The sequence below is a fragment of the Bacillus sp. FSL K6-2431 genome, from assembly GCF_038005165.1.
GTDB classification, from domain to species: domain Bacteria; phylum Bacillota; class Bacilli; order Bacillales; family Bacillaceae; genus Bacillus; species Bacillus pumilus.
In genome coordinates this window covers 2,027,355-2,038,287 of sequence record NZ_JBBOSQ010000001.1, presented here as the reverse complement: position 1 = coordinate 2,038,287, position 10,933 = coordinate 2,027,355, and the positions used below count along the sequence as shown (strand labels likewise).

Sequence of the window (10,933 nt, the reverse complement as noted above, 5' to 3'; positions counted from 1 at the left end):
GCTTTTGCTCCATTCACCCAACACATCATCAAACGAAAGAGAGGCAGCAGTGAATGAAAGCAACTGGAATTGTACGCCGCATCGATGATCTAGGTAGAGTGGTTATTCCGAAGGAGATTCGCAGAACATTGCGCATCCGGGAAGGAGATCCGCTTGAGATTTTCGTCGACCGCGATGGAGAAGTCATTTTGAAGAAGTATTCGCCGATTAGTGAGCTAGGAGACTTTGCGAAGGAATATGCTGATGCATTATTCGACAGTTTGGGTCATTCCATCCTGATTTGTGATCGAGATACGTATATTGCTGTATCCGGCAGTTCGAAAAAAGAGTACTTAAACAAATCCATCAGTGATTTACTTGAACGAACAATGGACCAGCGCAATTCTGTATTAGAAGAAAGCAAAAAAGAAATTCAACTTGTCGATGGTATTGATGATGACGTATCTGCTTATACCATTGCACCTATTGTTGCAAACGGAGATCCGATTGGCGCCGTCGTCTTATTTTCTAAAGAGCGTTCAATGGGGGAAGTGGAGCATAAAGCGGCAGAAACAGCAGCTGGCTTCCTAGCCCGTCAAATGGAACACTAGGTCTAATAATTCTATATCATTTTGATGAAACGAAAGAATGCCGATGAAATCATTTGATTTTGTCGGCGTTTTTTATATGGAATGAAACAAAACGAGAAATGTGCCGTCTACTCCTTAGAAAGAAACGGCTTTTCATTCACGTATGATATAATGAGTACGTTTAACTGTAGATCTATTTTTAAAGGAGTCATCCATGAAAAATGCTGTGAATCAGCCGCATTGGCTTTTCCAGGGAGCGGTGATTTTGACCATCGCAGGCTTGTTATCAAAGGTACTAAGTGCCGTTTATCGTGTTCCGTTCCAGAACATCGTAGGAGACACAGGGTTTTATATTTATCAGCAAGTGTACCCCTTCCTAGGTATTGCGATCATGCTCGGCACCACAGGGTTTCCTGTCATGGTGTCCAAGCTTTTGAGTGAGCATGGGGAGGAGAATCGACGAATTATTACAAGGGTATCCTTGGTCTATATCACTTTACTGAGCCTGGTCTTATTTCTTTGTCTTTACATAGGAGCAGGCAGTATTGCGAGCCTTATGGCGGACAGTCAATTAATCCTGCTCATCCAAATGAGTGCTTTCGTGTTTTTATTTCTGCCGCTTATCGTGATGCTGAGAGGCGTTTTTCAGAGTGACGGTATGATGCTTCCAACGGCTGTTTCTCAATTGGTTGAGCAGCTCATCAGGGTAGGCGTCCTGCTTGTTTTATCCTTCTATTTCGTCAGGCACGGCTATTCGCTTTATGAAACAGGGGCGGGTGCAGTCTTCTCCTCCATAGCGGGAAGCGCGGCCTCGCTTATACTGCTTCTTTTCCTTTGGCTGACTTACCGAAAACAGTCTTCTGCACCTATGACAGTCAAGCGGGCGACACTTCGGAAAAAGGATGTTTTGAAGAGTTTGGTGCTGTATACATTCACGATTTGTGTCAGCGGATTGCTCATTTTATGGATGCAAATGATTGATGCCTTTCATCTGTATGCGTTGCTGCGCAGTGAAGGACTGAGTGAAGCCGCGGCAAAGGCGGCAAAAGGTGTGTATGACCGAGGGCAGCCGTTTTTACAGCTAGGGACAGTGTTTGCCATTAGCATCGGGACCTCTCTTGTGCCATTTTTATCTGCTGCCATGAGGAATGGAGAGCATGAAGCGATCAGGCAAAAAGTACGTACATCGTTTAAAACCACGTCAGTTTTAGGGATTGGTTCCGCAGTTGGGCTGATTTGTATTCTTTCGTCAGTCAATACCATGCTTTTTCGTAATGATTTAGGTACCGATGCGCTGCAAATATTCTGTATTTCCATCGCATTTACATCGATTGCGATTACGCAAGCAGCTTTACTTCAAGGGCTTGGGCATACTGTGTATCCGGCTGTTGTGGTGCTTCTCAGTGTGCTAGTGAAATGGATACTCACGCTTGCACTTGTGCCGCTATTTGGCATCTACGGTGCCGCATGGTCAACCGTGTGCGGTTTTCTCGCTGCCGCTCTGCTCAATGCCGTTTATTTGAGGCATAAAGGATGGATTTCGTTGAGAGAGTTGTTCCCAGTGAAAATTCTTTTATCGGCCGCTTTCATGGCCATTGTCTTAATAGGGTATCAGGCACTGTTTTCTTGGGTCATTCCCTTTGAAAAACGTCCTTTTTCCGTTTTAGAGAGCCTGACGTCAGTTTTTATTGGTGGTTTCGCCTTTTTATATAGTATTCTTAAGCTAGAAGTATTTACGGACGAGGAATGGAGACTCATTCCATTAGGAGAAAAGATTTTATATTTTAAACAGATGAGAGGGAATCAAAATGGCAGGTAAGATTACCGTCGTCGGTCTTGGGGCAGGCGACATGGATCAGCTGACGCTCGGTGTATACAAGCAGCTGAAGCAGGCGAAAGAAGTATTTATGAGAACGCAGGACCACCCGCTTACCGCAGAGTTGATGCAGGAGGTTCCATCGCTGACCTTTTTTGATGAGATTTATGAAAAGCACGATCAGTTTGATTCGGTCTATCAGGAAATCACGGAAATTTTATTTACAGAGGCTGCGGAAAAGGAGATTGTGTACGCAGTACCAGGTCACCCATTTGTCGCTGAAAAGACCGTCCAGCTATTAGTTTCTCAGCAGCAAGAGCGCGGGATTGAGGTGTCCGTTGCTGGTGGACAAAGCTTTTTGGATGCGACGTTTAACTCCTTGCAGATCGACCCCATCGAGGGATTCCAATTCGTTGATGCAGGAGATATGAGAGCGGACGATCTGAAATTGACCCAGCATGTCCTCATTTGTCAGGTATATGATCAGCTCACCGCTTCGAATGTGAAACTCACGCTGATGGAAAAGCTTCCAGACGATTATGAAGTCTATATTGTGACTGCGGCTGGAAGCAGCCTGGAACAGATTGCTGCCGTTCCTTTATTTGAACTTGATCGAGATGTGTCGATAAATAACTTAACGAGTGTTTATGTGCCTCCGATTCAAGATGAAAAGCTGCTTTACCAACAATTTGACACCTTCCGTGACGTCATCCGTACATTAAGAGGTCCGGGCGGCTGTCCATGGGATCAACAACAAACCAATGAGTCACTTAAACCCTATTTAATTGAAGAATGCTATGAACTGCTTGAAGCGATAGATGAAGATGATCCAGACCATATGGTGGAAGAGCTCGGAGATGTGATGCTGCAGGTGTTACTTCATGCTCAAATTGGTGAAGATGACGGCTTTTTCTCAATTGATGACGTCATCCAGCATGTCACAGAAAAAATGATTCGTAGACATCCCCATGTGTTTGGCGACACAAATGTTTCTGAAGCAGAAGAAGTGGTCGTCAACTGGGAAAAAATCAAGCAGCAGGAGAAGCCGGAGCGGGCAGCCTCTATGTTGCAATCCATCCCGGCGACGCTTCCAGCACTAACAAAGGCATATAAGCTCCAAAAGAAAGCCGCCAAAGTAGGCTTTGATTGGACAGATGTGAAAGATATTTGGAACAAATACGAAGAAGAAAAGCAGGAATTTCTCGTTGAAGTGGCAGAGAAGCCGGACGAAAGTGCAACGAAGCAGATGAAAGATGAATTTGGAGATCTTTTGTTTGTTCTCGTCAACATTGGAAGGTTCTATCAGCTAGAGCCTGAAACGGCGCTCGCTTCCGCCAACACAAAATTCATGCGTCGCTTTCAGCATATCGAACAAAAAGCAAAGGACATGGGACGTTCATTAGAGGACTTAACGCTAGAGGAAATGGACGATCTATGGAACGATGCCAAACGTATAGAAAGAGGTGAGCATACATGAGATTAGATAAATTTTTAAAAGTGTCCCGTTTAATCAAAAGAAGAACATTGGCAAAAGAAGTCGCTGATCAAGGCAGAATTTCGATTAACGGCACACAGGCGAAAGCCAGCTCTGATGTGAAAGAAGGAGACGAGCTTAAAATCCGTTTTGGTCAAAAACTAGTGACGGTTCAAGTCAACGAGTTAAAGGACACAACGAAAAAAGAAGAAGCCGCTGGCATGTATACTGTGCTAAAAGAAGAAAAAACAGCAGAATAGGGCTTGTTCTAAATGATCCTCCTGTCACATACAATGCAGTAACAATGCAAGTATGAGATATGGGGGATGTATAAATGAATCAATATTATAATCAACCTCAAGGCACGAAGCTGTCATCAGAAGCGGAACACAATATCACAATGCGAAACAGAAAGCATTTAGATATTACCGGCGTCAAACAGGTGGAAAGCTTTGATAATGAAGAATTTCTGCTTGAGACGGTCATGGGGATTCTCGCTATCCGTGGAGAAAATCTGCAAATGAAAAACCTAGACGTCGAAAAAGGCGTTGTGTCGATTAAAGGACGTGTCTTTGACTTAATTTATGTAGATGAGCAGCACGGGGAGAAAGCTAAAGGATTTTTTAGCAAGCTGTTTAAATGACGCTGACAGTCCAGTTTTATACGATGCTTTCGATGGTAGCGATGGGCATCTGGCTGGGCGCATCGCTTGATACGTACAAGCTGTTTGTGAATCGGGAAAAGACAGCAAAATGGCTTTTGATTATACACGATCTCCTTTTTTGGCTGGTACAGGGTCTCTTATTCTTTTATGTTCTGCTGCTGACAAATGAGGGAGAATTCAGGCTTTATATCTTTCTAGCCGTTGCACTAGGTTTCTCGATGTATCAGGCATTGATGAAACAGCTGTATATGAACATTCTCAAATTTATCACGATGTGTATTTATCAAACCGTTCTCATCCTTAAAAGGCTGGTCATGTCGATCGTCTTCCAGCCGATCCGTTGGATTGTCACAATGGTCATAAGTGTTATACTGTTCTTGTTCCACTCGCTCTTACGTCTTGTTCGTTTTACGTTTCGGCTCGTGTGGAAGGTGCTGTCCATTGTTTGTTATCCGCTCATCTGGTTACTTAATGTGACCATTATTCATCGGATTCCCGAAAAATGGCGAACATCAATGAGATTGTTTTTCTCTAAAGGAGCAGGAATTTTACAAGGGACCAAGAAATTATCTGGTACCATCAAAACGAAATGGAAACAATTCTGGACAAAGTAAGAGAGGAGGCCTTCAACCTTGAACAAGAGAAAAAGAAATATCGCACAAATTCAAAATGATTACCAAAAACAAATGGAACAGCAAGCACAACGCTTAAAACGCAAACGCCGTGGACTCCTTAGAAGGCTTACCGTGTTTGGTGTGATCGTGCTCATGTTTGCTGTCTTGGTGACAAGTGCCCTCTGGTCGCAATCGTCCTCATTAAAGGAAAAAGAAGAGAAGAAGGTTGCGCTCGAAAAAGAATTAAAGCAATTACAAACAAAGCAGGAAGATATTTCTGATGAAATTAAAAAGCTGAAAAGCAAGGAATACGTACTCGAACTGGCACGACGAGACTATTATATGTCCAAAAAAGGCGAAAAAATCTTTGATGTGGGCAATAAGAGCGATTAGCCTTGTTGACACTTAAAATTCAGTTTATGTATAATTGAACAAATGAGATTTTTTTATAAGTCTAAGGAGGAGCACTTTTTTTATGTCGATTGAAGTTGGCAGCAAGTTACAAGGGAAAGTTACGGGCATTACAAATTTTGGAGCTTTTGTGGAGTTGCCAGGCGGTTCAACTGGTCTCGTTCATATCAGTGAGGTAGCCGATAACTATGTAAAAGATATTAATGAGCATTTAAAAGTCGGTGAACAAGTTGAAGTGAAAGTGATTAACGTTGAAAAAGACGGTAAAATCGGCTTGTCCATTAAAAAAGCAAAAGATCGTCCTCAACAACAACAATCAAGACCGAGCAGAAATGATTTCCGTCCGAAGGAATCGTTTGAGCAAAAAATGAACAAATTCTTAAAAGATAGTGAAGACCGCTTAACATCTTTAAAACGTAACACGGAATCAAAACGTGGGGGACGCGGAGCAAGAAGAGGTTAACTTGTTGCTGCTTTCTATATATCTTTCACAACAAAGCACCTGCTGTCCGCAGGTGCTTTTTTTCTTGATCCATACGACATTTTTTGAGATTTCGTCATTTAATTTAAAACTTCCTATTGACGGACAAGCGATTCCTTTGTATTATAGATCTTGTGCTTCTTGGCGCATTTTTATTATGGCGGTGTAGCTCAGCTGGCTAGAGCGTACGGTTCATACCCGTGAGGTCGGGGGTTCGATCCCCTCCGCCGCTATCCTTTTTATTAGAACATAAAAGCAAGGCCCGTTGGTCAAGCGGTTAAGACACCGCCCTTTCACGGCGGTAACACGGGTTCGAATCCCGTACGGGTCATCTTCGAAAACAGCTTTCTTTAGGAAAGCTGTTTTTTTGTGTCTTCGTAAAATTCTGATGAAAGACATCGACTTTCATGAAAGTATGCCTTTTTGACGAATAAAGCGTCGAACGTTTTATGGAAACGACAACTTCTTTTGACAAAATTTCTTTTTCACCTTCGCTATAATGACAAGCAACGAATATCAGGTGGGGGATGAAAAGATGGAAAAACTAGAAAGAAGAACTGATTTAACAGGAGCGGGGTTTGAAAGAATCAGTGCAGGGTTAAAAAAGATGAAAAACCTGTTTCTTCATCATACGCATTCTCTTTTTTTCTATAAAGGGTTTATTTATGTCGTTCTTGGTTTTTTATTAGGACGAGCCTTTATATTATCTGAAATTATGCCGTTTGCTCTGCCTTTCTTTGGCTCGATGCTACTTATCAAAAGAGATAAGTCCATGCTTGCTTGTCTCGCTTTACTTGCTGGAGCCATGACGATATCACCTCAAAATGCATTGTTTGTGTTTGCGTCGCTGATCGTATTCCTTCTTATGTCCAAGGTGGTTTCTTTCATCATTAAAGACCCAGTGAAAACATTGCCGGTTGTCATTGTGCTGTCAATGCTGATCACCAGAGGAGCGTTTGTTTACCTAGAGCAAGGTGCTGTGCAAAGCTACGATTACGTCATGGCGGGTGTCGAAGCAGGACTTGCCTTCATTTTGACACTGATTTTCCTTCAAAGCCTGCCGATTTTTACAGTCAGGAAAATCAAACACTCCTTAAAGGTTGAAGAAATTATTTGCTTTATGATTTTGATTGCCTCAGTTTTAACAGGTCTGGCAGGCATCACATTTCAAGGAATGCAGGCAGAGCATATTTTGTCACGATATGTAGTGCTGAGCTTTGCCTTTATTGGAGGAGCGAGTATTGGTTGTACAGTGGGTGTCGTGACTGGGTTAATTCTCGGTCTCGCTAACATCGGAAACCTTTATCAGATGAGTCTTCTTGCCTTTTCAGGTTTATTAGGGGGATTGCTGAAAGAGGGGAAGAAAGCAGGCGCAGCCATTGGCTTAATTGTGGGTTCCTTACTTATTTCCTTGTACGGAGAAGGATCAGCAGGACTCATAACCACGCTATATGAATCATTGATTGCGGTTGCGCTCTTCTTGCTCACGCCACAATCAGTGACCTCTAAGGTAGCGAAATATATTCCTGGTACGGTAGAGCATGTACAGGAACAGCAACAATACGCCCGGAAAGTACGAGATGTGACAGCAAAAAAGGTAGACCAATTTTCTAACGTATTTCATGCGCTGTCTGAGAGTTTTGCGACATTTTACGATTCCATTCCTGAAGAAAAGAAACAGGAAGAGGATGTAGATCTTTTTTTAAGTACGATCACAGAACGATCCTGTCAAACGTGCTATAAGAAAAATAAATGCTGGGTGCAGAACTTTGATACAACCTATGAACTGATGAAACAAGTTATGCATGAATCTGATGAAAAAACCTACGAGCAAAACCGGAAATTGAAGAAGAAATTTAGCCAGCACTGCTCAAAATCAAAACATGTCGAGGAATTGATTGAAGAGGAGATCGCTTACTATAAAGCCAACCAGACTCTGAAGAAAAAAGTCCAAGACAGCAGACGCCTTGTAGCTGAACAGCTGATGGGTGTCTCACAAGTGATGGAGGATTTTTCCCGGGAAATAAAACGGGAAAGAGAACAGCATTTTATTCAAGAAGAGCAGATGATAGAAGCACTTCAGCACTTTGGAATTGAAATTCAGCAAGTAGAAATTTATAGCTTGGAGCAGGGGAATGTCGATATTGAAATGAGAATCCCATATTGCCAGGGCCATGGTGAATGTGAAAAAATCATCGCCCCTATGCTCTCAGATATTTTAGAAGAACAGATTTTAGTCAAAGCAGAGCAGTGTGCAGAGCACCCAACAGGCTATTGCCACGTTGTATTTGGCTCTGCAAAATCATATCGAGTGGCTACAGGCGTAGCGCATGCAGCAAAAGGCGGAGGATTAGTGTCTGGAGACAGCTACAGCATGATGGAGCTGGGTGCGGGCAAATATGCCGCGGCTATTAGTGATGGAATGGGCAATGGAGCAAGGGCTCATTTTGAAAGCAATGAAACGATTAAGCTGTTAGAAAAAATATTGGCATCAGGCATCAATGAAAAAGTGGCGATTAAAACCATTAATAGTATTTTATCTTTACGAACGACAGATGAAATCTATTCAACGTTAGATTTATCCATTATTGATTTACAGGATGCGAGCTGTAAATTCCTTAAGATCGGTTCAACACCCAGCTTTATTAAACGGGGTGATCAGGTGATGAAGGTACAAGCGAGCAACTTACCGATTGGGATTATTGATGAATTTGAAGTGGAGGTTGTGAGTGAACAGATGAAGGCAGGAGATCTGCTGATTATGATGAGTGATGGCATTTTCGAAGGACCAAAGCATATTGAAAATCATGATCTCTGGGTGAAACGCAAAATGAAAAGCTTTAAAACAGAAGATCCGCAAGAGATTGCTGATTTATTAATGGAAGAGGTCATTCGAACAAGATCGGGTCAAATTGATGACGATATGACGGTTGTTGTCATCAGGCTTGATCACAATACGCCTAAATGGGCATCCATTCCGACTGGTACATTCTATCTTGAGAAACAAGAGATTTCTTGAAATATCGTATAATATGAATTTCTTCTGGCGATGATGGGGATATAAAGCATTCAGTTACGATCCCAGGAGGAATGAAGATGCGAAAAGGTCACGTAAACCAAATCTTATTGATTACAGATGGCTGCTCAAATCACGGGGAAGATCCACTTGCGATTGCCTCATTGGCAAAGGAACAAGGGATTACAGTCAATGTCATTGGCATTATGGAGGAAAACAGACACGATCATGAAGCAATGAAAGAAGTTGAGGGGATTGCTCTAGCAGGCGGAGGCATTCATCAAGTTGTCTACGTCCAGCAGTTATCTCAAACGGTACAAATGGTTACAAAAAAAGCGATGACACAAACCTTGCAAGGTGTTGTGAATAAAGAATTGCAGCAAATCCTTGGTAAGGACACTGAAATTGAAGAGCTTCCGCCTGATAAGCGCGGGGAAGTGATGGAAGTAGTCGATGAGTTAGGAGAGACGGTTCACCTTCAAGTACTTGTGCTTGTTGATACAAGTGCAAGTATGAAACCGAAGCTGCCGACCGTTAAAGAAGCACTCATTGACCTCTCCATTAGTTTAAATTCAAGAATTGGTGAAAATCAGTTTGGAATGTGTATATTTCCCGGGAAAAACTCAGATGCTGAAATTGTGTTGAATTGGACGCCTCGATTCGATTCACTGTCATCTATTTTCCCGAAACTGACCACGGGAGGAATTACTCCAACTGGACCAGCGCTTCGAGAAGCACTCCAGCATTTCAAATCAGTTCGTTCACGTAAAGGGCTGCTTGAAGCAAAGGAAGAGCATGATGAATTCGGCTTCTAACATTCCGTTAGGCACGGTGATTCATGGGAAATGGCATCACCATCATTACCGCATCGTAAAAGAGCTAGGAAAAGGGGCGAACGGTATTGTCTATCTAGCCGAATCGCCAAATGGTCAAGTAGCCCTTAAAGTGAGTGATGACAGTATGCTCATTGCATCTGAAGTCAATGTGTTAAAATCCTTTTCTAAGGCTCCTGTGAAAACCATGGGGCCTTCTTTTTATGATATGGATGATGCGATTTATCCCGGCATGCTTCAAAAGCGTTCCTTTTATGTGATGGAGTATGTCAGAGGCCCATTACTACTTGAATTTGTAAAACAAAAAGGTGATGAGTGGATCGTTGTTTTAATGGTTCAACTTTTATCTAACCTGGCTCATTTACATCAAGAAGGCTGGATTTTTGGTGACTTGAAGCCAGATAATCTCATCGTGTCAGGTCCCCCGGCAGCGATCCGGTGCATTGATGTAGGGGGAACGACAAAAGCAGGCAGGGCAATCAAGGAGTATACCGAGTTTTTTGATCGAGGCTATTGGGGATTCGGCACAAGAAAGGCAGAGCCATCCTATGATCTGTTTGCCTTAAGTATGGTGATGGTGAACTGTGCGTATAAGAAAGAATTCAAAAAAGGAGCAGAGCCAGAAAAGCAGCTTTACAGAGCCATTGAAGGACATCCTTTATTAAAGCGTTATGAGCGGGTGTTAAAGGCTGCTCTACAAGGTAAATATCAATCAGCGGCGGCTATGAAGAGTGCAATGCTGAAAGAAGGACAGCTGATCGCTTCAAGAAAAGCGAGTCAAAAGAAGCAGCAAAAAAACGGGCAAAAGCCCGCTGTTCAACAAAATCAACAGGTGACTTCACGATCGAGAGTTGCAGCAGCAAAAAGAACACCAGTACGCAAAAAATCAGGCGGGCTTTTTGAAACTGTTCTTATCGTGTGCAGTGTACTTGCTCTTTACTGTGCATATGTAGTTTTGTTCCTGCTATAGACCTGTAAAAAAGCAGGCTTCATCTTTGCTTGGAGCTACTGAAAGTGATAGGATATGTATATCTTTAAATTACCTGCTCTTTGTG

At 42.6% G+C, this 10,933-nt stretch carries 11 protein-coding genes and 2 tRNA genes; all 13 read left to right on the top strand.

Annotated features, from left to right (window positions below):
• The first annotated feature begins 53 nt into the window (after positions 1-53).
• Positions 54-590, top strand: a complete 537-nt coding sequence (spoVT, locus tag MHH40_RS10145) for a stage V sporulation protein T (protein ID WP_003217990.1) — start codon at positions 54-56, stop codon at positions 588-590.
• Between the two features lie 193 nt (positions 591-783).
• Positions 784-2,388, top strand: coding sequence for a putative polysaccharide biosynthesis protein (locus MHH40_RS10140; RefSeq protein WP_340901028.1), 1,605 nt, complete (start codon positions 784-786; stop codon positions 2,386-2,388).
• Complete coding sequence (gene mazG, locus MHH40_RS10135; RefSeq protein ID WP_340901027.1) at positions 2,378-3,862, top strand: nucleoside triphosphate pyrophosphohydrolase; 1,485 nt, start codon at positions 2,378-2,380, stop codon at positions 3,860-3,862. Before MHH40_RS10140 ends, mazG begins: the two co-directional genes overlap by 11 nt.
• On the top strand, positions 3,859-4,119 hold the full coding sequence (locus MHH40_RS10130; RefSeq protein WP_003217975.1) for an RNA-binding S4 domain-containing protein: 261 nt from the start codon (positions 3,859-3,861) through the stop codon (positions 4,117-4,119). Before mazG ends, MHH40_RS10130 begins: the two co-directional genes overlap by 4 nt.
• A 74-nt stretch (positions 4,120-4,193) precedes the next feature.
• The gene (yabP, locus tag MHH40_RS10125; protein ID WP_003217974.1) at positions 4,194-4,502 is read left to right on the top strand and encodes a sporulation protein YabP; all 309 of its coding nucleotides are present in this window, start codon (positions 4,194-4,196) and stop codon (positions 4,500-4,502) included.
• On the top strand, positions 4,499-5,137 hold the full coding sequence (gene yabQ / locus MHH40_RS10120) for a spore cortex biosynthesis protein YabQ (protein WP_003217942.1): 639 nt from the start codon (positions 4,499-4,501) through the stop codon (positions 5,135-5,137). The genes yabP and yabQ overlap by 4 nt, the downstream gene beginning before the upstream one ends.
• Before the next feature lie 18 nt (positions 5,138-5,155).
• Positions 5,156-5,530: an FtsB family cell division protein gene (locus tag MHH40_RS10115; protein WP_003217952.1), complete on the top strand. Its 375-nt coding sequence runs from the start codon at positions 5,156-5,158 to the stop codon at positions 5,528-5,530.
• An 82-nt stretch (positions 5,531-5,612) separates the two neighbouring features.
• A complete protein-coding gene (locus MHH40_RS10110; RefSeq protein ID WP_003217901.1) occupies positions 5,613-6,011 on the top strand; it encodes a S1 domain-containing RNA-binding protein in 399 nt (132 codons plus the stop codon).
• Between the two features lie 177 nt (positions 6,012-6,188).
• Positions 6,189-6,262: transfer RNA gene (locus MHH40_RS10105), tRNA-Met, on the top strand.
• A gap of 26 nt (positions 6,263-6,288) precedes the next feature.
• Positions 6,289-6,360: transfer RNA gene (locus MHH40_RS10100), tRNA-Glu, on the top strand.
• Between the two features lie 204 nt (positions 6,361-6,564).
• Positions 6,565-9,048 carry a stage II sporulation protein E gene (gene spoIIE, locus MHH40_RS10095; RefSeq protein WP_003217965.1) on the top strand — a complete coding sequence of 828 codons (2,484 nt, stop codon included), beginning with the start codon at positions 6,565-6,567 and terminating at the stop codon, positions 9,046-9,048.
• Between the two features lie 77 nt (positions 9,049-9,125).
• Positions 9,126-9,860, top strand: a complete 735-nt coding sequence (locus MHH40_RS10090) for a vWA domain-containing protein (protein ID WP_003217969.1) — start codon at positions 9,126-9,128, stop codon at positions 9,858-9,860.
• Positions 9,844-10,848 (top strand): protein kinase domain-containing protein, encoded by a 1,005-nt coding sequence (locus MHH40_RS10085; RefSeq protein ID WP_335365495.1) that lies wholly within the window; start codon positions 9,844-9,846, stop codon positions 10,846-10,848. The genes MHH40_RS10090 and MHH40_RS10085 overlap by 17 nt, the downstream gene beginning before the upstream one ends.
• Positions 10,849-10,933: the final 85 nt, after the last annotated feature.

Excerpts from the sequence above, each read along its gene's own strand:
- MHH40_RS10140 (WP_340901028.1), top strand. The coding sequence starts at position 784 with ATGAAAAATGCTGTGAATCAGCCGCATTGGCTTTTCCAGGGAGCGGTG.
- MHH40_RS10090 (WP_003217969.1), top strand. The coding sequence starts at position 9,126 with ATGCGAAAAGGTCACGTAAACCAAATCTTATTGATTACAGATGGCTGC.
- MHH40_RS10085 (WP_335365495.1), top strand. The coding sequence starts at position 9,844 with ATGAATTCGGCTTCTAACATTCCGTTAGGCACGGTGATTCATGGGAAA.
- MHH40_RS10110 (WP_003217901.1), top strand. The coding sequence starts at position 5,613 with ATGTCGATTGAAGTTGGCAGCAAGTTACAAGGGAAAGTTACGGGCATT.
- yabP (WP_003217974.1), top strand. The coding sequence starts at position 4,194 with ATGAATCAATATTATAATCAACCTCAAGGCACGAAGCTGTCATCAGAA.
- spoVT (WP_003217990.1), top strand. The coding sequence starts at position 54 with ATGAAAGCAACTGGAATTGTACGCCGCATCGATGATCTAGGTAGAGTG.
- mazG (WP_340901027.1), top strand. The coding sequence starts at position 2,378 with ATGGCAGGTAAGATTACCGTCGTCGGTCTTGGGGCAGGCGACATGGAT.
- spoIIE (WP_003217965.1), top strand. The coding sequence starts at position 6,565 with ATGGAAAAACTAGAAAGAAGAACTGATTTAACAGGAGCGGGGTTTGAA.
- yabQ (WP_003217942.1), top strand. The coding sequence starts at position 4,499 with ATGACGCTGACAGTCCAGTTTTATACGATGCTTTCGATGGTAGCGATG.
- MHH40_RS10130 (WP_003217975.1), top strand. The coding sequence starts at position 3,859 with ATGAGATTAGATAAATTTTTAAAAGTGTCCCGTTTAATCAAAAGAAGA.